The sequence below is a fragment of the Parerythrobacter lutipelagi genome (assembly GCF_005434975.1).
GTDB classification, from domain to species: Bacteria; Pseudomonadota; Alphaproteobacteria; order Sphingomonadales; family Sphingomonadaceae; genus Parerythrobacter_A; species Parerythrobacter_A lutipelagi.
The window spans coordinates 97591-116087 of record NZ_SKCJ01000001.1 but is presented as its reverse complement, the minus strand read 5'-3'; the positions used below and the strand labels follow the sequence as shown (position 1 = coordinate 116087).

The 18497-nt window shown below is 62.3% G+C and carries 18 protein-coding genes; 12 read left to right on the top strand and 6 right to left on the bottom strand.

Going from position 1 to position 18497, the window contains the following annotated elements:
* Both secD and secF read left to right on the top strand, forming a co-directional pair.
* Complete coding sequence (gene secD, locus E0502_RS00585) at positions 1 to 1608, top strand: protein translocase subunit SecD (RefSeq protein WP_137676060.1); 1608 nt, start codon at positions 1 to 3, stop codon at positions 1606 to 1608.
* A gap of 14 nt (positions 1609 to 1622) precedes the next feature.
* The gene (secF, locus tag E0502_RS00580; RefSeq protein WP_137676059.1) at positions 1623 to 2600 is read left to right on the top strand and encodes a protein translocase subunit SecF; all 978 of its coding nucleotides are present in this window, start codon (positions 1623 to 1625) and stop codon (positions 2598 to 2600) included.
* A gap of 7 nt (positions 2601 to 2607) precedes the next feature.
* On the opposite strand, the gene E0502_RS00575 is transcribed toward secF, so the two are convergent.
* A complete protein-coding gene (locus E0502_RS00575; protein WP_137676058.1) occupies positions 2608 to 3792 on the bottom strand; it encodes a glycosyltransferase in 1185 nt (394 codons plus the stop codon).
* A gap of 7 nt (positions 3793 to 3799) precedes the next feature.
* Positions 3800 to 4384: a helix-turn-helix domain-containing protein gene (locus tag E0502_RS00570; RefSeq protein ID WP_137676057.1), complete on the bottom strand. Its 585-nt coding sequence runs from the start codon at positions 4382 to 4384 to the stop codon at positions 3800 to 3802.
* Between the two features lie 97 nt (positions 4385 to 4481).
* Here E0502_RS00570 and E0502_RS00565 point away from each other — a divergent pair, with 97 nt between their 5' ends.
* The gene (locus tag E0502_RS00565; protein WP_137676056.1) at positions 4482 to 4958 is read left to right on the top strand and encodes a DUF6456 domain-containing protein; all 477 of its coding nucleotides are present in this window, start codon (positions 4482 to 4484) and stop codon (positions 4956 to 4958) included.
* 3 nt (positions 4959 to 4961) lie between these two features.
* Here E0502_RS00565 and E0502_RS00560 read toward each other — a convergent pair whose 3' ends face one another.
* Positions 4962 to 6779 (bottom strand): ABC-F family ATP-binding cassette domain-containing protein, encoded by a 1818-nt coding sequence (locus E0502_RS00560; RefSeq protein ID WP_137676055.1) that lies wholly within the window; start codon positions 6777 to 6779, stop codon positions 4962 to 4964.
* 82 nt (positions 6780 to 6861) lie between these two features.
* A complete protein-coding gene (locus tag E0502_RS00555; RefSeq protein ID WP_137676054.1) occupies positions 6862 to 8454 on the bottom strand; it encodes an amidohydrolase family protein in 1593 nt (530 codons plus the stop codon).
* A gap of 157 nt (positions 8455 to 8611) precedes the next feature.
* Between E0502_RS00555 and E0502_RS00550 the strand changes: the two genes are divergently transcribed.
* From E0502_RS00550 to E0502_RS00525, 6 genes are all read left to right on the top strand, one after another.
* Positions 8612 to 9334, top strand: a complete 723-nt coding sequence (locus tag E0502_RS00550; RefSeq protein WP_137676053.1) for an SIMPL domain-containing protein — start codon at positions 8612 to 8614, stop codon at positions 9332 to 9334.
* 96 nt (positions 9335 to 9430) lie between these two features.
* Complete coding sequence (locus E0502_RS00545) at positions 9431 to 9736, top strand: PepSY domain-containing protein (RefSeq protein ID WP_137676052.1); 306 nt, start codon at positions 9431 to 9433, stop codon at positions 9734 to 9736.
* A gap of 89 nt (positions 9737 to 9825) precedes the next feature.
* Positions 9826 to 10506 (top strand): response regulator, encoded by a 681-nt coding sequence (locus E0502_RS00540; RefSeq protein ID WP_137676051.1) that lies wholly within the window; start codon positions 9826 to 9828, stop codon positions 10504 to 10506.
* 12 nt (positions 10507 to 10518) lie between these two features.
* Positions 10519 to 11973 (top strand): sensor histidine kinase, encoded by a 1455-nt coding sequence (locus E0502_RS00535; protein ID WP_420813462.1) that lies wholly within the window; start codon positions 10519 to 10521, stop codon positions 11971 to 11973.
* Entirely contained in the window at positions 11970 to 12584 is a 615-nt protein-coding gene (locus tag E0502_RS00530; protein WP_137676050.1) for a hypothetical protein, read from the top strand. The genes E0502_RS00535 and E0502_RS00530 overlap by 4 nt, the downstream gene beginning before the upstream one ends.
* 103 nt (positions 12585 to 12687) lie before the next feature.
* On the top strand, positions 12688 to 13434 hold the full coding sequence (locus tag E0502_RS00525) for a peptidase (RefSeq protein ID WP_161593682.1): 747 nt from the start codon (positions 12688 to 12690) through the stop codon (positions 13432 to 13434).
* Between the two features lie 3 nt (positions 13435 to 13437).
* Here the strand turns inward: E0502_RS00525 and E0502_RS00520 are convergent, their stop codons facing one another.
* Together E0502_RS00520 and E0502_RS00515 are read right to left on the bottom strand one after the other, a co-directional pair.
* Positions 13438 to 14367 (bottom strand): alpha/beta hydrolase, encoded by a 930-nt coding sequence (locus E0502_RS00520; protein ID WP_137676048.1) that lies wholly within the window; start codon positions 14365 to 14367, stop codon positions 13438 to 13440.
* Positions 14345 to 14650, bottom strand: coding sequence for a chorismate mutase (locus tag E0502_RS00515; RefSeq protein ID WP_137676047.1), 306 nt, complete (start codon positions 14648 to 14650; stop codon positions 14345 to 14347). Before E0502_RS00515 ends, E0502_RS00520 begins: the two co-directional genes overlap by 23 nt.
* Positions 14651 to 14736: 86 nt before the next feature.
* Between E0502_RS00515 and E0502_RS00510 the strand changes: the two genes are divergently transcribed.
* Genes E0502_RS00510 through E0502_RS00500 form a run of 3 tightly spaced genes read left to right on the top strand, consistent with a single transcriptional unit; the run spans position 14737 to position 18495 of the window.
* On the top strand, positions 14737 to 15747 hold the full coding sequence (locus E0502_RS00510; RefSeq protein ID WP_137676046.1) for a polyprenyl synthetase family protein: 1011 nt from the start codon (positions 14737 to 14739) through the stop codon (positions 15745 to 15747).
* A gap of 13 nt (positions 15748 to 15760) precedes the next feature.
* Positions 15761 to 18202 (top strand): ATP-dependent helicase HrpB, encoded by a 2442-nt coding sequence (gene hrpB / locus E0502_RS00505; RefSeq protein WP_137676045.1) that lies wholly within the window; start codon positions 15761 to 15763, stop codon positions 18200 to 18202.
* Positions 18203 to 18216: 14 nt separating this feature from the next.
* Positions 18217 to 18495 carry an ETC complex I subunit gene (locus E0502_RS00500; RefSeq protein WP_137676044.1) on the top strand — a complete coding sequence of 93 codons (279 nt, stop codon included), beginning with the start codon at positions 18217 to 18219 and terminating at the stop codon, positions 18493 to 18495.
* Positions 18496 to 18497 lie beyond the last annotated feature (2 nt).

Below are 18497 nucleotides of genomic sequence, written 5' to 3'. Positions count from 1 at the left end.
ATGCTCGAATTTCCAACCTGGCGGAAGGTCTGGCTGTGGAGCCTGACTTTGGTGGCAGTGGCCGCCGCGCTCCCTTCCATTTTCAGCGCCGCGAACATTCGCTGGCCTGATGCGCTGCCCGATCCGGTGGTGAATCTGGGCCTCGATCTGGCCGGCGGCAGTCATATCCTGCTCGAAGCCGATCCGCAGCAGGTAAAGACACAGCGCCTGCAGAATATGGAAGATGCCGTGCAGGCTGCCTTCCGCTCGGCAGAACCGCGCATCCGCGCCGGCGATGTTTCGACCCGCGGCGAACGCCTGAGCTTCATGGTGGAATCCACAGCGGATGTGGACCGGGCGAGAGAAGAGATACTCCCTCTGGTCAACGGCACCGGGCTAGTCCGCGAATGGGATCTGAGGGTCGATGACGAAACGCGTTTTGTCCTGACTCAAACCGATGCCGGGACCGAAGCGGCGGTGAGCAATGCGATGGATGCCGCCACCGATGTTGTCCGCAAGCGTATCGATGCGCTTGGAACGCGTGAGCCCACGATCATCCGGCAGGGCGAGAATCGCATCGTTGTGCAGGTCCCGGGCCTCGACGATCCGGAGCAGTTGAAGGAACTGCTCGGCCAGACGGCAAAGCTTGAATTCAAGCTCGTCGATCCGGAATTCCAGAACGCCGTACCGAACGATTCCGCACTCTCGATCTCGAAAGTCGGAACGCAGGTCGTGCCCTATGCCGAAGGCAGCGGGCAGGAAGGTACCTCGATGGTCGTGCGCCGCCTTGGCGGGATCCAGGGCGACTCGCTGATCGACGCACAGGCCGGCAAGAAGTTCGACGACAACTCCGATGTGGTCAACATCACCTTTGATGCCCAGGGCGGGGCACGTTTCGCCAAGCTGAGTTCCGAGAACGTCAACCGCCGTTTCGCCATCATCCTGGATGGCGAAGTCATTTCAGCGCCAAGCTTCAATGAGCCGATCTACGGCGGTCAGGCGCAGATTTCCGGGAATTTCACTGTCGATTCGGCCAATGCGTTGGCAATCTCTCTGCAATCGGGCGCGTTGCCGGTCGATCTGGAGATTATCGAGGAACGCTCTGTCGGGCCTGATCTCGGGGCGGACTCGATCCGCAAAGGGATCATTGCGATCATGATCGGTTTCTTCGCAGTCATTGCCTTGATGGTTGCCACTTATGGCCGGTTCGGCGTCTATGCGACCTATGCATTGGTAATCAACGTGCTGATGCTGCTTGGCATCATGGCAATTGCCAACACCACGCTCACCTTGCCCGGCTTGGCCGGATTCGTGATCACCATTGGTGCTGCAGTCGATGCGAACGTGCTGATCAACGAACGCATTGCGGAAGAAAGACGGCGAGGGCGGCGCGTGGTCGCGGCGGTCGAAAACGGCTACAAGGAAGCGAGCCGGGCGATTTACGATGCCAATGTCACCAACTTCATCGCCGGTGTGCTGCTGTTCCTGTTCGGCTCGGGCCCGATCCGCGGTTTCGCTGTGGTTCTGATCCTCGGCCTTTTCACCAGCGTATTCACCGCCGTTACGCTGTCGCGCATGTGGGTGGCCGGTTGGCTGCGCCGCTCGCGTCCGTCCGAGCTCAACCTTTAAGGAGGGGATAGATTATGCGACTTCTCAAACTTGTCCCCAACGACACGAACATCAAGTTCCTCAAATATCGCCTGCCGTTCTACGTGGTCAGCATTTTGCTGATCGCGGCAAGCTGGGCGCTGGTGTTGACCAAAGGCCTGAATTACGGCGTGGATTTTGCCGGCGGGTTGGAGCTGCGTGCGACGTTCGAGCAGAGCGAGAACGCGCCTATCCCGGAGCTGCGCGAGCAGGTCGCATCGCTCGGCTACGGTGAGCCGATCGTCCAGAAATTCGGCGCGGACAATCAGGTTTCGATCCGCGTCCGCCTGCCGGAAGCCGCTGAGGGCGACAACGAAGCAGCGCAGCTCATTGCCAATGAGATCGTGACTGAGATTTCGCAGAACCATTCCGACTTCCGCCTCGATGGAAACGACAATGTTTCCGGCAAGGTCTCAGGCGAATTCTGGGAGACCGCGATCTGGGCGCTGGTCGCCGCGATGGCTGCGATTTCGATCTACATCTGGGTCCGGTTCGAATGGCAGTTCGGGGTCGGGGCAATGTTCGCGCTGTTCCATGACGTGTCGTTGACGCTGGGCATGTTTGCCCTGTTCCAGCTCGAATTCAGCTTGCAGATCATCGCTGCGATCCTGGCCATCATCGGTTATTCGCTGAACGATACGATCGTTGTCTACGACCGCATCCGCGAGAATTTGAAGAAGTTCCGCAAGATGGAACTGCCCGAATTGCTCGACCTGTCAGTCAACGAGACGCTGGCACGGACAGTAATGACCTCACTGACGTTGTTTGTCGCGCTGATCCCGCTGGTGCTGTTCGGGCCGGAAAGCCTGTTCGGCCTCGCATCGGCGATTACGCTTGGCCTGTTCGTCGGGACCTACAGCTCGGTCTATATGGCGGCACCGATCCTGATCTGGCTGGGCGTCGATTCAAACAGCTTCATCCCTGAGGAATCGGTGGCCGACAAACAGGACCGCATCGCGCGCGGCGAAAGCTGAGCCGGGTTCAATCGCCGCCGGTAAGCCGTTCGAGATGGGCGGCGAGATCGGCGGCGTTTTGCTGCCAGCTGAAACGGTCGGCATAGCTTGCCACAACCTGCCGATTTTGCGGCGCGGCAAGGATGCGGGCCATACCGCCGGCGACCGCATCGACGGTGCGTTCGACGATGACTCCGGCCTCCGGTCCGGTCACCAGTTCACGCGCGCCGCCGGCATCCGAAATCACGATTGGCGTACCGCACGCCAGAGCTTCCACCCACGCGTTGGCAAGACCTTCGCGCGCAGAGGGCAGGACCATCGCGTCGGAGGCTGACAGGATAACCGGCATCAGGTCGTGATCGACCGATCCGACGAAATGCACCCGGTCATCGACCTGCAAATCCTTGGCCAAGGTGCGCAGGTGCTTTTCGTCTTCTCCCTTGCCGACCAGCAACAGGTGCGCTCCGGGAAAATGGCCCAGCGCACCGATCACCAGATCGTGCCCTTTGCGTTGGACCAGCGCGCCGACGGTTGAAAAGACAGCGCCGGTCGCGGGCAACTCGATCCCGAGCGACTTGGCCAGCATTGCTCTCAGCCCGACATGGTTGAGCGGGCGAAACCGGTCGCGGTCGAGCCCGGTGTAGTTCAGCGCGATCTTGTGCGCTGGCATGCCCATTTCCGTCATGTCGCGAGCGAGCGCTTGCGATACCGCGAGTAGCCCGGTTGCGCGTTCGGACGCGTCGAGCATCTGGTCGCGGGCAAAATCCTTCGCGCCCCAATAGGTGATGTCGGAACCACGTGCCTTGATCGACAGCGGCACGCCCAGCTTCTCGGCAATCCACGCTGCCGCAGGACCGTCGGGATAAAAGAACTGCGCGTCGATCACATCGATCGGGGTGGTCTGGTGAATGCTCTCGACCAGCGGCAGGATCTTCCGTGCGATGATGCCGGGATTGCTGCGGGCGCCGAGTCGGGGGATCAGAGTGAACTTTGGTCTGAAGACATCGACGCCGCCCTCTTTCCCGTCGATCGCAGCTGCCGCGAGCGGTTTGTACTTGCCGAACGCGATCGGCGGGATGCCGACCGGATTGACCATGGTCACCCGCCAATCCCCGCGCGCAGCGAGCGCTTCCAGCGAACGGGCAACAAAGGTCCCGAAGCGCGGCGTGTGCGCGTTGGGATAGAGCGTCGAGATCGAGAGGATATGCTTCATGGCCGGATCACAGCTTGCGCACGAGCATTTCAGCGACACCGATCCAGGGCGGGTTGTCGACCACCTGCTGTTTCTGGCCCATGCCGGGCGGCAGGATGCCAACCAGCGTTCCCTGGCGGTCGATCAGCCTGCCGAATGCGAATCGCCCGCCCGGGCGAGGGACGAGGACGTCGCGGTTGATCGCGCGATTGATCGTTCCATTGCCGTCTGCCGGATCGATCTGTCGCAGCCATAGCTGGTCGCCCGCGCGATACTCGCCCATTCCGGATTCGACCGCCAGCGCCATCAGCGGCGCCTCGCCGCCAAGCTCGGTCGGGAGCACGGCGTCGGCCTGTTTGGCCAGCGCTTCCGCTCCGGCCTCGGTCAGCCGGGCAACCACTTTGGGGTGCGAACTGGCCTCCGACCGCACCAGTGTTTCGGCATCGACATCCAGCGCGAGCGCGATCTTCTCCATCCATCGGAGCGAGAGATTGCGCATTCCCGTTTCCAACCGCCCGATGGTCTGCGGGGTAGTCGGCGGCGTGCAAGCCTCGGCGAGATCGGCCAAGGTCCAGCCCTTGGCCTTGCGCAGATCGCGAATGCGGTTGATCAAATCGCCCTCCCTGACGAACCAAATCGGTTTTTCACTTTCCTACAACTATCCGTTTTTGGCAAGGGCTCATTCGTCAGTCGAATCAGGAGAGATGCCGATGCGCCGCGAACTTGTCGAACGCGAATTGACCAGCGAAGGGGTGCGGCGGGCGAATGGCGTACGGGGCAAAAGACGAACCGCGACCGTCAATATCGCTGAATCCCCACTAGGATGGCTTCATGCACGCGGCCATCTCGACGATCGGCTGTTCGATGCCGGAGAACGCCTGCGCTCCGATTACGAACGCGCACAACTCGGCCCCAGCGTTACCATGCGGTGGGATCCGGTGCGGATCAGTGGGCAAGGCGGCGATGCCGGCCTGTCGCCCACGGAACGGCAGATCGCCGCCAAAGCCCGGTTCGACGGCGCGCTGGCCGGAGCGGGCAGGGGATTGCAGGATATACTCTGGCGAGTCGTCTGCGCCTGCGAGAGCCTGCCTGATGCTGAACGGGCGATGCAGTGGCCGGCGCGCAGCGGCAAGCTGGTGCTGAAACTCGCGCTCGACCGGGTGGCCGATTTCTACCGGATCGATTGAACCCTATCCCTCGACCAGCTCGGCCAATTCGAGCCAGCGCTCTTCCGCTGCGTTTTTCTCGGCTCGCGCGTTTTCGACACCCTGGTTGATATTGGCGAATTTTTGCGGGTCCGAGGTGTAGAGGTCGGGGTCGGCCAACATCGCCTCGCCCTTGGCGATGGCCGCTTCCAGTTCCTCGATCCGGGCAGGGAGCAGTTCGTAGTCGCGCTGGTCCTTGTACGAAAGTTTGTCCGATTTCGGCGGCGATTTCGGCACCGGGGCCGGCGCAGCGGGCGTATCGCCCCTTTCCGCTTTTGCCTTCGACGGTCCCTTGTTGCGCTTGCGGCGCTTGGCGTCCCAGTCTTCGTACCCGCCCGCGACGATGTCGACAAAGCCGCTGCCATCGAGGCCAAGCGTCACGGTGACGGTTTTGTCCAGAAAATCCCGGTCATGGCTGACGATCAGCACGGTGCCTTCGTAGTCCGCGATCACTTCCTGCAGCAGGTCGAGCGTTTCGAGATCGAGATCGTTGGTCGGCTCGTCCAGCACCAGCAGGTTGGATTTGCGGGCGAATTCGCGCGCCAGCAGCAAGCGCGATCGCTCGCCGCCCGACATGATGCCGACTTTGGTATCGACAATTTTCGGGTCGAACAGAAAGTCCTTGAGATAGCCCTGCACGTGTTTCCGGTTGCCGCGGACATCGATCCAGTCGCCGCCTTCGGCCAGCACCTGCCGCACGGTCTTGTCGGGCTCCATCAGGCTGCGCTGCTGGTCGATCATTACCCCGGTCAGCTTCTTGGAGATATCGACCTTGCCGGTATCGGGCTCCAGCTCTCCGGTGAGCAATTTAAGCAGGGTTGTCTTGCCAGCGCCGTTTGAGCCGACAACACCGATCCGGTCGCCGCGCTGGATGCGCAAAGAGAAATCGCGGATGATCTTGCGCTCTCCGAACGATTTGGAGACATCCTGCGCGACAATCACAGACTTGCTTTTGAACTCTTCTTCAGTCGCGAGTCCCAGCTTGGCCCCGCCAACGGGTGTGATCATTGCCGCACGCTGCGCCCGCATCTGGTACAGTTTCTCGAGCCGCCCCTGGTTGCGTTTGCGCCGCGCGGTAACGCCGCGTTCAAGCCAATGTGCCTCCAGCTTCAGTTTGGCGTCGAGCTTTTCTGCCGCACGGGCTTCTTCGGCATAGACCTGTTCTTCCCATGCATCATAGCCGCCAAACCCGATTTCCTTGCGGCGCAAAGTGCCGCGATCAAGCCAGATCGTCGCCTTGGTCAGGCGCTTGAGGAAGGTCCGGTCATGGCTGATGACGATGAACGCGCCCTTGTAACGGTCGAGCCAGCTTTCCAGCCAGTCGATCGCGGCGAGATCCAGGTGGTTGGTTGGTTCATCCATCAGCAGCAGGTCGGGATCCTGCGCCAACGCGCGGGCGATCGCCGCTCGCCGCCGTTCGCCGCCGCTCGCGCCGCTGGACGGAGTGGCCATGTCGATGCCGAGCTGTCCGGCGATGGCTTCGACTTCATATTCGGCCGGTGGATGGCTGCCGGCCAGAGCGAAGTCCATCAATGTGTCGAAGCCGGAGAAATCGGGGTCCTGTTCGAGAACCACGATCCGCAGTCCGGGCTTGACCTTGCGCTCTCCCTTGTCGGGTTCGATCAGATCATCGATCAGACGGAACAGGGTGGTCTTGCCCGCGCCGTTGCGGCCGATCAGCGCCAGCCTGTCACGCGGACCGACATGCAGATCAAGCGCGTCGTTGTCCGGCCCGCCAAACAGCCACCGTCCGCCCTGTTGGAGCGATATGCTTTCGAGACTGAGGATCGGGGGCTGTGCCATGGCCGGTGGCAGCTAGGCGCTGGCGGTGTGCGTCGCAACCAAAATCCCCGTCCCTCAAGCCCCGTGACTCAAGCAGGGGTAGCTATTGCTGCTTCGCCTTTTCCCCTTCCACCATCGCTGCAACATCGGCGAGCAATTCATGCGCGTCGTAAACGATGCCGTCCTTCACCGTCCAGCGCACGCCGCCGACTGTCTCTAGCTGGTTGGTTTCGCGGTTCAGGCGCGCGTGACCGGTGCCATAGAGCACCTTCAGATTGGCCAGTGGATTCTCCGGCACGATCACGAGGTCGGCCAGCTTGCCCGGCTTGATCGTCCCGAACGGCGGGTTGCCGCCCTTCGACTGCCAGATCTCTTCGGCGCCGTTCATCGTCGCCGCCTGAATCACTTCGAGCGGGGTCAGTCCCGCTTCGCGCAACATTTCCAGCTCGCCGATATAGGCGAAGCCCCAGGTCTGGTAGATATAGCCAGGGTCGGACCCGGCCGTGACGCGCCCGCCGCGGTCCTTGAACGCACGGGTCAGGTCGAACCACTTGCGATAGAAATTGCGCCACGCGATCTCGTCTTCGCTCGACCAGTCGTGGTAATAGCTGCCGTGATTGGTCAGGCTGGGAGCGTAGAAATCCATCAGCTGCGGCAGAGTGTATTTCTCGTGCCATTCCAGATTGCGCGCCCGCATCACGTCGCGGCTGGCGGAATAGATGTTGAACGTCGGGCTGAGTGTGACGCCTTCTTCGACCATGAAGTCGATATATTCTTCCCACCGCTCGCTGCCCGGTTCGCCTACCTGATCAGCCAGCCGTGCCACCCAGGCAAAACGCGCCTGCTCGTCGAGATAGTTGTAGTCGGCGGGATATTGCGGGCTTGCGCTGCTATCGAGCAAGCTTTCGAAATGCCCGTAGAAATGGGTCACGCCGCCGAGACCGAGTTCGATCGCCTTTTCCGCATCGACCTGCGCAACGCCGCGCTGTCCAAGGTGAGCCACGCTGCCCAGACCGATTGCGTTGCTCTCGTCGAGAATCGCGGCCAGCGTAGCGGGGTCTTCATTGTTGAAGAACTTGATCCCGTCATAGCCGCGCGCCTTGATCCAGCGGGCCCATTCGCGCCCTTTTTCCGGGCTGTCGACCACGCCTTGCGGCCACACATCTCCGGGCACGGCATAGGCATAGAGGCGCGGGGCGACGATGGTGTTGGCTTCGCTCTTGCGCTTCTGGTCGAGCGAGGGATCGTCCGGCCCCCAGCCGAAGCCGACTCCGCGCACGGTGGTAACGCCATGCGCCAGCCACAGCTTGAATCCGTAGGAGGGCTGCGGCGCCTTGCCGGGATCGCCATTGTGCCCATGCACGTCGACGAAGCCGGGCAGCACATACATGCCGTTCGCATCGACCACGCGGTCAGCAGTGTCGATCACCGACTGCGGCGCACCGCCGCGCGCAATCCCTGCAATCCGGTTCCCTTCGATGACGATATCGACCGGACCTTCGGGCGGAGCACCTGTCCCGTCGATCATCGTCGCACCGCGAATGATGAGCGTCGCATAGGGTCCGCCGCCCTCATCCGCTGCGCGCGGCAGGACCTGCTCCATTTCTTGCGCGGCGAGCGGCACGGCAAGCGGCGCGGCAAGGGGGCTGGCGATCAGCACGACGAATGAGGCAAGCGCACGGCGCAGCGATTTCATTGGATAGGTCCCCTGCTTGATTGAAACCTATAGGCCATGCGGCGCGTTGGGATGCAAGAGAGGTCTCTTCGCGCAAGCGGAATTGCGTTCAGCATGACGAAAGCAGCGCGCAGCGAACAGGCGGCTTAATGAGACAGCATATCATGGAGTTTCCTCAATGAAAAATCTTGCCCTTCCTCTCGCGTTCGGCGCAGCCGCATTCGCGATCGCATCTCCGGCGCTGGCCGATGTGCAGGTGACCACCAACCTCCCGGTGGTGGAACTCTCCGTAACAGAGACGGTGAAGGGCGATCCAGACCTTGCGACGATCGGTGCCGGTGTATCCTCGCGCGCGTCCACTGCGGTCGAGGCGATGCGCGTCAACGCGCGCGAGATGCAGTCGGTGATTGACCGGATCAAAGCGCTTGGCGTGGCTGACAAAGACATCCAGACCACCGGTGTCTCGCTTTATCCGCAGTATGACTACAACCGGCAGACGCAGAAACAGGTCTTCACCGGATACCAGGCTTCCAACCGCGTAAGCGTGGTCCTGCGCGATATCGACCGGACCGGCCCGGTGCTTGATGCGCTGGTCGCGGCGGGGGCAACGGACCTGTCCGGCCCGGATTTTTCGATCGATGATGACACGCAGGCAAAAGCGCAGGCGCGTGCAGCGGCGATGAAACGTGTCGAGGCGATGGCGCGCGATTATGCGCGGATGGCCGGATATCCCAATGTCAGGCTGATCCATGTGAGCGAGAATGTCGCGATGAGCCGCCCGATGCCGATGCTGCGCACGATGAGCGTGGAGGCTCAGGCTGCCGATGCCTCGACTCCGATCCAGCCCGGCCAGGTGGGCAGCAGTGTTACCGTCAATGTGACCTACGAGATGACGCAGTAGCGTAAAGCGTCGTGACACTGCGCGACCACTCTGAACCCTTGGCAACGTTGCCATTCAGAACTTGTTCAATGGGGCAGGCTTAGGCATGCAGACACGATGAACAGGAAAACCGCCTCGATTGTTGCCGCAGCATTGCTTGCCGCTCCGCTCGCTGCACCGGCTGTGGCCGCGCAGCCGCAGACCGAACAGGGCGACGCGCGCAAGGAAATGCGCGCGGGCAATGTGCTGTCGCTGCGGGAGATCGAACGGCGCGTTCTGCCGACCATGCGCGGGGCCGAGTATCTCGGTCCGGCCTATGACAGCGCAGCCATGGCCTATCGCCTCAAGTTCATTCGCGATGGCAAAGTGATGTATGTCGATGTCGATGCGCGGACCGGGCGTGTCCTGCGACGCAGCCGATAGCTCCACCACCGGAAACGCTGCGCGAGTTGACGCGTTTGCTTCAAAAGACCACTTAGCATTCGCGAAATCATAGGGGACTAGAGCACACCATGCGCATCCTGATCGTCGAGGACGAACCAACACTCGGCCAGCAATTGAAATCCACGCTTGAACAGACCGGCTATGCGGTGGATCTTTCCACCGACGGCGAAGACGGTCATTTTCTCGGCAGCACGGGGGATTACGACGCGGTGATCCTCGACCTCGGCTTGCCGGAGATCGACGGGCTGACGGTGCTGGGCATGTGGCGCAAAGAAGGGCGCGAGTTCCCCGTTCTGGTCCTGACCGCGCGGGACAGCTGGTCGGACAAGGTTGCCGGGCTCGATGCCGGGGCAGACGATTACTTGGCCAAACCGTTCCAGACCGAGGAGCTGATCGCCCGCCTGCGCGCGCTGATCCGCCGCGCTTCGGGCAACACCTCCAGTGAGTTGACGGCAGGTGATGTTCGGCTGGATACCCGCTCTGGCCGCGTTACCCTGGCCGGTGAGCCGGTGAAACTGACCGCGCAGGAATACAAGCTGCTCAGCTACCTGATGCACCACAAAGGCAAAGTGGTCAGCCGGACAGAGCTGATCGAGCATATTTACGACCAGGATTTCGACCGCGATTCAAATACCATCGAAGTGTTCGTGACGCGTATCCGCAAGAAGCTGGGCGCTGAAGTGATCACCACGATCCGCGGCCTCGGCTACAGCCTCGACGATCCGGCGGAAGCGCCGCGCGCCTCGTAAGGAGGCGGCGGGATGAACGCGTCCGGCGCAGTGCAAACGGGTGACGAAACGCCCGCCGCGCTGCGCGAGGAAGCGGAGCTGGCGACCATCAACGCTGAAATAGCCGGCGGCGGCACTGCGCCGCATACCGGCAGTCTTTCCCGCCGCATGATGGCGATTGCGACCGGCTGGATCCTGATCCTGCTGCTGGCCGGAGGCTTTGCGCTCGACCGCGTGCTGACCAATCTGGTCGAGGACAATTTCGACGACCAGCTGGTCTATTTGCTCAACGCCATGCTGGTCACGGCAGAGGTTGGCCCGGATGGCGAAGTGTACTTCAACCGCCCGATCGGTGAGCCGCGTTTTCTTGAACCCAACAGCGGTCTCTATTTCCAGATCAGCGCGCCGGGCAAGGAAGGCTATCCGTCACGCTCTTTGTGGGACGAGCCGCTGCAGGTGCAGGACGAACATCTCGATACCGAACCGCACTTCTTCAACAGCGACCAGTTCGAAGGCGAACCGCTGCGTCTGGTCGAGCGCACCGTTGTGCTGCCCGACGATGACACTCGCTGGACATTTGCGGTTGCCTCCGCACGCGAAGAGCTCGATTTCCAGATCGCGCGCATCCGGTCGATCCTTGTGTGGTCGTTTGCCGTGCTTGGCCTCGGGCTGATCATCATGGCGGCTTTGCAAAGCTGGTACGGGCTGCGTCCGCTGCGCCGTATCCGTGAAGCAATCCAGAAGATCCGCACGACCGGTATCAACCGCGTGACCGATCCCTTGCCGCTGGAAGTGCAGCCGCTGGTGCAGGAACTCAACATGCTGCTGGCCCATTCGGAAAAGCAGGCGGAAGAAGCGCGAACGCATGCCGGCAACCTCGCCCATGCGCTCAAGACCCCTCTGACTGTATTGACCAATGCCGCGACCGCGCAGGATCCGAAGCTGGCGGGCCACGTGTTTCGTGAAACCAAGGTGATGCAGCGCCATGTCGACCATCATCTGGCGCGGGCGAGGGCCGTAGGCAGGCGCGCGACGGGACTGTCCCGCGCTCAAGTCTGGCCCAGTGCGGAATCGGTCCTGCGCGCCGTCACGCGGATCTACGAAAGCACCCGGTTCGATCTCGACGGAAACCGTGATGCACAAGTCGCTATCGAACGACAGGATCTCGACGAGATTCTCGGCAATCTGATCGAGAACGCTGCAAAATACGGGGGTGGGAGCGTATTCGTGACAGTCGATGCCAACCGCGACGATGCGGAGCGGTGCGAGATCTGGATCGAGGATGACGGTATCGGCATTCCGGAGGAGAAGCGCGAGGAGATTTTCGATCGCGGCGCGCGTCTCGACACGGGCAAGCCCGGCACCGGGCTGGGACTGTCGATCGTGCGCGACGTGGCGGAAATCTATGGCGGCAAGGTCTTGCTCGACGAGAGTGAAGACCTTGGCGGATTGCTGGTTCGGCTCAGCTTGCCAAGGAGTGCGGAATGACCATCACGCGCATAATCTTCGCCATTGCCAGCGCAGCCGCGCTGTCTGCCTGCAACATCGTGGTATCCGACAAGCCGATGTTCGGGGAGGCCGCCGATGCCTCACAGTTCAGGCCCGGCATATGGCTGGGCGAACAGGATGAGCCGTGCGAGATTGATACGGATGCTCCGTTCGAGGATTGGCCAGCTTGCGCCAATGCCATGATAATCGATGAAGACGGCGACTTCATCCAGATCGACGAAGAAACCGGAGAGCGGGAGCGCGGCGAAGTATCCTATTCGCATGGCTCGCCATCGCTGATCGAGCTTCTGGTCGAGGAAAATCCCATGGACAAGGGGACTCCGCTGGAAAGCGAGCTCTATCTCTATCTGGCGTACCGCCCAACATCGCGCGATGCTGCCGGTCTGGTCACGGAATTTGCAGGCTGGCTGGTTTCATGCGGCCCCACTGACAAGGGGAAATTTGTCACCGAACACCCGTTTGCAGGCTTGCGGCTGGAAGGTGAGGTGTGTGTCGCGGAAGACCTCGATGCCTTGCGTAATGCAGCGGCGCAAAGCGAGGAGCTCGAGATCGATATTTCCCGTGTTCGCTGGGTCAGGGAAGCGGATTGACCGGCTGGAAACAGGGTTCAGCCAGCGTTCAATTTTGTTCAGATAAATCCGCCCTTAGCTTAACGGAATACAGAATCGGAGACATGCTGTGGGGCACGGACGTTTGAAAATCGCACTGATCGGAGCCGCCGCGATATCGCTGGGCGGCTGCACGGCTTTGCTCGATTACGGCTCTGTCGGGACCGGCTATTACGATCCCTATTACGACAGCAGTTATGACCCCTATTACACCGGCTACTATTACGGCTGGTATGACGACTATTATTATCCCGGCGTCGGCTATTACATCTACGACCGGCGCGGCCATCGCCATCGCTGGAGCGACCGTTACCGCAATTATTGGGAAGGCCGCCACGGCGGTCGTCGTGATCGTGCGGAAAACTGGTCGGGCTATTCGCGTGATCGCGATGGGTATTATCGTGACCGGCGCCGTCATGGCGATCATGATGGCAGAGGAGGCCACAGGCGCGGCGATCGCAGCGGCGCGGATGATCGCGGTTTCGGCCTGAGCCCGGATGCAGCGGTCCGCAATGGTGACCGTGAGCGCCCGCGCGGCGAACGTCGCAGAGACCGCCGCGGAGATGATGTCGGCCAGCGCGGCAATCGCCGTGGCGGGCAGGGTACGGCAGCGGCGCGCAACACACCACCGCCGGCGGTCCGTACCGCTCCGCCGGCTCAGCGGGCGCGGCCGGCTCCGGTCCAGCGGACACAGTCAGCCCCTGCTGCACGACCGGCCCCGGCTGCACGACCGGCACCGGTTGCGCGTCCAGCGCGCGCGAAAGTGGAAAGCCGCCCGGCACCGCGCAGCAATCCGCGCAACACCGCGTCACCGCGCAAGCAGGATGACTAAGGTCTAAATGCTTTTCAGGAACTGGCCCGTGCGGGCGTAGCAATGCTGCGCCTCGCGGGTGAACCCTGCGATCATGAAGTCGTGGAAGGCGCCTGCATATTCGTAATATTCGACCGTATGACCTTCTGCCTCGGCGCGCTCGGCAAAGCTGCGCGCGTCGATGCACAGCAGGTCGTGCGTTCCCTGGAAAATCGCCATCGGCGGCAGGCCCGACAGATCCGCGTAAAGCGGGCTGAGATCTGGCCGCGCCGGATCGGCGTCTCCTGCCCACATCTCTCCGCAAATGCGCAGCCGGTCGACGCCTAGCATGATGTCGTCTCGCTCGACCGCACGGGCACGCTCGTCAGCCAAGGTCAGATCCATCCACGGCGAGAACAGCACCAGCGCATCAGGCTGCGGGTGTTCGCTATTGCGCAGCCTCAGCGCCGTGCCGAGCGCGAAATTCGCGCCTGCACTGTCACCTGCCAGGGCGATCTTGGCAGTCGGATTCTCGACTCTGATACGATTGTAAATGTCGAACACCAGCTCCGCGCCCGGCCGGTAATCATGTTCGGGCGCCAGCGAATAGAGCGGCAGGGTGATGGTCGCACCGGTGGTTTTGGCCAATTCGCGCATAACCCCCCAATGCACCGCGTGCATCGGGTTCACATAGCCGCCGCCATGCAGGTAAATGATCTGCCAGTCGGAGCGGTTCTCGCGCGGCGTCAGATGATAGACCGGCACGCCCCAGTGATCCTGCTGCTGGACCATGAATTGCTTTTCGACCGACTTGGGCATGGGTGCCGCCTGCGGCGGACTGCGCTTGGCGAGCTTATCGCGGATTTCCGATGCCTCCGGGAACGGGGCGGGCAACAGCCGGAACAGCGCTTTGGCGATCCGCAGCCGCAAGCTCGGCTTGGCGAAGGCTGTTTCAATCACGGCGGGCGCGTTCATGATGCCGGATGACCTCGTCGATGATGAAGCGGAGGAATTTCTCCGAGAATTCGGGATCGAGCTGCGCCTCTTCGGCCAGTGCCCTCAGCCGGGCAATCTGCTTCTGCTCACGGTCGGGATCGGCCGGGGGCAGGGCGGTCTTGGCCTTGTACTGGCCCACTGCCTGCGTGATCCGAAATCGCTCGGCCAGGATATGGATCAGCGCAGCGTCGATATTGTCGATGCTGCGCCGGAATGCGGCGAGTTGCGGATCATCGGCTGGCTGGTCTGCGGCGTTGCTCATCAAGCATGACCTATCACGCGTTTTGCAACGAAGCCAAGGCGCTTCGCACTTGCCAAGCATGGGGTGCAGGGCCAAGAGCAAGCCCCATGACCGCAGAAATCGTCCCGCTGCCGCGCAAGAAGCCCACTCTCGACCCGATGCTGGCGCTGACCGCGCAAGGCATGAATTCGGTCAACGCGGTCATTCTTGACCGGATGCAGAGCGAAATCCCGCTGATTCCCGCGCTCGCCGGGCATCTGATTTCCGGCGGCGGCAAGCGGCTGCGCCCGATGCTGACGCTCGCTGGGGCGGAATTGGTGGGTTACAACGGCACGCGCCATCACAAACTGGCGGCAGCGGTCGAGTTTATCCACACAGCGACCTTGCTGCATGACGATGTCGTCGACGGCAGCGAGATGCGGCGCGGCAAGGCGGCAGCCAACATCATCTTCGGCAATCCGGCGACCGTGCTGGTGGGCGATTTCCTGTTCAGCCGCAGCTTCGAGCTGATGACCGAAGACGGTAGCCTGAAGGTGCTGAAAATCCTTTCCAACGCCAGCGCGGTAATCGCGGAGGGCGAGGTCGACCAGTTGACAGCCCAGCGCAAGATCGAGACCAGCGAAGAGCGTTATCTCCACATCATCGGTGCGAAGACTGCCGCCTTGTTCGCTGCGGCCAGCCGCATCGCTGCGGTGGTTGCTGAATGTGACCAGCGCCAGGAACAGGCGCTTGACGATTACGGGCGCAATCTGGGCGTGGCATTCCAGCTGGTCGACGATGCGATCGACTATGATTCTGATGCTGCCGAAATGGGCAAGGACCGGGGCGACGATTTCCGCGAAGGTAAGATGACCCTGCCGGTGATCCTCGCCTATGCACGCGGGACCGAGGAAGAACGCAAGTTCTGGCAGGCCGCGATCCTGGGCCACCGCACCAGCGATGCCGATCTCGAAGAAGCGATTGCTCTGATCGCCAAATATGACGCGCTTGAGGCAACCCGCGATCGCGCGCGCCATTTTGCTGAACGCGCGATCGACGCGATCTCCATCTTTCCTGAGAACCAGGCCCGCGCCGCCATGGCCGAAGCTGCACACTTCGCGGTCGCGCGCGGGTATTAGAGCCGGTCCCGCCATGGCGGACCTCCCGATCCACGCTGTCCTGCCGGAACTGCTCGGCGCTCTGCGCGAGCAAGGAACCGCCGTGCTCGTTGCGCCACCCGGCGCAGGCAAGACGACAGCGGTTGCGCCGGCGCTGCTCGACCAGCCATGGTGTGACGGACAAATCATCCTCCTTTCGCCGCGCCGCGTTGCTGCCCGTGCGGCTGCCGAGCGGATGGCGGAAATGCTGGGCGAACAGGCCGGCGAAACGATCGGCTACACCACCCGGCTCGACAGCAAGACCTCGGGTAAAACCCGCGTGCTGGTCATGACGGAAGCGATCTTCGTCAACCGCATCGTCGACGATCCCGAATTGGCCGGTGTTTCGGCAGTGTTGTTCGATGAAGCGCATGAGCGGCATCTCGACAGCGATCTGGGGCTGGCTCTGGCTTTGGAGAGCCGCGCGGTCCTGCGCGACGATCTGCGTATCTGCGTGATGAGCGCGACAATCGACGGTGCCCGGTTCGCCCGCCTGTTGGGTGACAATGCGCCGGTGGTGGAAAGCCAGGGCAAGGCTTGGCCGCTCGAAATTCGCTGGCTCGGCAGTTCTCCCGATGCGCGGATGGAGGATGCGATGGCGTCCGCCGTCATGACTGCCTGGCGCGAGCAGGAGGGAGACATTCTCGCGTTTCTGCCCGGGGTGAGGGAAATCGAGCGGACACGGGAACGGCTCGTCCACAACCTGCCCGAAGTGCCAGTCCTGCCGCTCCACGGACAGGTCAAGCCGAAAGACCAGCGCGCAGCGATCCGGCGTGACCCGCAGGGGCGGCGGCGGGTCATACTCGCAACGGCAATCGCCGAGACCTCCCTGACCCTCGACGGGGTATCGGTGGTTGTCGATAGCGGTTTGACGCGCAGCGCCGAGTTTGATCGGGCAGCCGGGAGCACGCATCTGGTTACGCACAGATCGAGCCAGGCCTCCGCCGGTCAGCGGGCAGGGCGGGCCGCGCGGCAGGCGCCCGGCGTGGCCTATCGTCTGTGGAACGAGGCAGGGCATGCAGGTCGTCCGCAATTCGACCCGCCGGAAATCGAGACCGCCGATCTTGCCCCGCTGGTTCTCAAACTGGCGAAATGGGGCACCGCCGATCCCGCGTCGTTGCAATGGCTCGATGTGCCGCCAGCGGCCTCGATCGCGTCAGCGCGGGACCGGCTGGAGAAACTCGGCGCGCTCGACGTGGAAGGGCGCATATCTCCGCAGGGCCATCAGATCGCCAGCCTGCCGCTTGACCCGGTGTCTGCTGCTGCGCTGCTTTTTGGCGCTGAAGTGTCACAGGCAGCGGATGCTGCGAAGCTGGTGCTGCTGTTGCAGGAACGCGGGCTTGGCGGCCGCGGGGAGGACTTGATGGCGCGCTTGCAGCGCTGGAATGGCGAGCGCGGCGGCAGGGCGGATGCTTCGCGAAAACTCGCACAGAGATGGGCCAAGGCGGCGGAAAGACTCATATCCGGTGCAGAGCCGGAAGCGCGCAATCCGGCATTGTTTCTCGCCTTTGCGCGGCCCGACAATATTGCCCGCAGACGCGACCCGAAGGGCGAACATTGGTTGTCCGCCGGCGGACGCGGCTATTTCCTCGATCCGGCATCGCCCCTTGCACGAGCGGAATGGCTGGTGATCGGCGATGCGCAGGGGCAAGCCAAAGGCGCGCACATCACTGCCGCGGCCATGCTTGCCCAGGCAGAGGTCGAAAATCACCTTGGACATATGATCGAGAAGCGATCCGTGGTGCGCTGGAATGCGGATGAGCAGCGGGTGGAAGCGCGGATCGAGCGGCGGCTTGGGGCCATCACCCTGGCGAGCGGGCCGGACCCCGCGCCCGATCCGCAGGCGCTGGTGGACAAGCTTGTGGAAAAGGCGGTGGATCAGTTGGGGAAAATCATCCCGCCGGACCTCGTCGCCCGCGCCAGTTTTGCCGGGGTAGAGGCGTTGGCGACCGATCTGTTGGCTGAACGCGCGGAGCACTGGCTCGCACCGCTGCTGACAGGGAGGCGGGATCTTGCAATTCAACGCGGCAAAGTGATTGAAGCGCTGCTTGGTCAGCTCGACTGGAACGAGCGGCAGCGGCTTGACAGTGATGCGCCACGCGAGTTCATTTCACCCGCCGGAACCAGCCATGCAATCGATTACGCCAGCGATGATGCGCCAAGTGTCGAGGTGCGCGTGCAAGCGCTATTCGGGCTGGACCGTCACCCGATGATCGGCACGGGAGAGAATCGGGTGCCCCTGCTGATCAAATTGACCAGTCCTGCCGGCCGGCCGCTTCAGGCGACCCGCGATCTGCCCGGATTCTGGCGCGGCAGCTGGGCCGATGTGCGCAAGGACATGAGGGGCCGCTATCCCAAACACCGCTGGCCTGACGAACCGTGGACAGAAAAGCCAAGCCTGAAGACCAAGAATGCCTTCAATCGCGGCGCGAGTTGAATTAAGGGACCTGCATGAGCGCAAGAATCTACCAGCGAGCCAAGAGTGCAATGCAATCGGGCAAGGCCCGCACGGACGAATGGGTGCTCGAATTCGAGCAGTCAGAAGCGCGCAAGGCCGATCCGCTGATGGGTTGGACCGGCAGCGGTGATACGCAGGCGCAAGTTTCGTTGAATTTTCCCAGCAAAGACGCGGCCAAAGCCTATGCCGAGAAATACGGCATCGTTGCGCGAGTCCATGCGACGCCGCCCAAAAGCCTCAAGCTTCAAGCCTACGCCGACAACTTCCGCTGAGA

Bases quoted from the DNA above. Each gene is read 5' to 3' on its own strand.
- secD (WP_137676060.1), top strand. From the start codon at position 1: ATGCTCGAATTTCCAACCTGGCGGAAGGTCTGGCTGTGGAGCCTGACT.
- secF (WP_137676059.1), top strand. From the start codon at position 1,623: ATGCGACTTCTCAAACTTGTCCCCAACGACACGAACATCAAGTTCCTC.
- E0502_RS00575 (WP_137676058.1), bottom strand. From the start codon at position 3,792: ATGAAGCATATCCTCTCGATCTCGACGCTCTATCCCAACGCGCACACG.
- E0502_RS00565 (WP_137676056.1), top strand. From the start codon at position 4,482: ATGCGCCGCGAACTTGTCGAACGCGAATTGACCAGCGAAGGGGTGCGG.
- E0502_RS00560 (WP_137676055.1), bottom strand. From the start codon at position 6,779: ATGGCACAGCCCCCGATCCTCAGTCTCGAAAGCATATCGCTCCAACAG.
- E0502_RS00555 (WP_137676054.1), bottom strand. From the start codon at position 8,454: ATGAAATCGCTGCGCCGTGCGCTTGCCTCATTCGTCGTGCTGATCGCC.
- E0502_RS00550 (WP_137676053.1), top strand. From the start codon at position 8,612: ATGAAAAATCTTGCCCTTCCTCTCGCGTTCGGCGCAGCCGCATTCGCG.
- E0502_RS00545 (WP_137676052.1), top strand. From the start codon at position 9,431: ATGAACAGGAAAACCGCCTCGATTGTTGCCGCAGCATTGCTTGCCGCT.
- E0502_RS00540 (WP_137676051.1), top strand. From the start codon at position 9,826: ATGCGCATCCTGATCGTCGAGGACGAACCAACACTCGGCCAGCAATTG.
- E0502_RS00535 (WP_420813462.1), top strand. From the start codon at position 10,519: ATGAACGCGTCCGGCGCAGTGCAAACGGGTGACGAAACGCCCGCCGCG.
- E0502_RS00530 (WP_137676050.1), top strand. From the start codon at position 11,970: ATGACCATCACGCGCATAATCTTCGCCATTGCCAGCGCAGCCGCGCTG.
- E0502_RS00520 (WP_137676048.1), bottom strand. From the start codon at position 14,367: ATGAACGCGCCCGCCGTGATTGAAACAGCCTTCGCCAAGCCGAGCTTG.
- E0502_RS00515 (WP_137676047.1), bottom strand. From the start codon at position 14,650: ATGAGCAACGCCGCAGACCAGCCAGCCGATGATCCGCAACTCGCCGCA.
- E0502_RS00510 (WP_137676046.1), top strand. From the start codon at position 14,737: ATGACCGCAGAAATCGTCCCGCTGCCGCGCAAGAAGCCCACTCTCGAC.
- hrpB (WP_137676045.1), top strand. From the start codon at position 15,761: ATGGCGGACCTCCCGATCCACGCTGTCCTGCCGGAACTGCTCGGCGCT.
- E0502_RS00500 (WP_137676044.1), top strand. From the start codon at position 18,217: ATGAGCGCAAGAATCTACCAGCGAGCCAAGAGTGCAATGCAATCGGGC.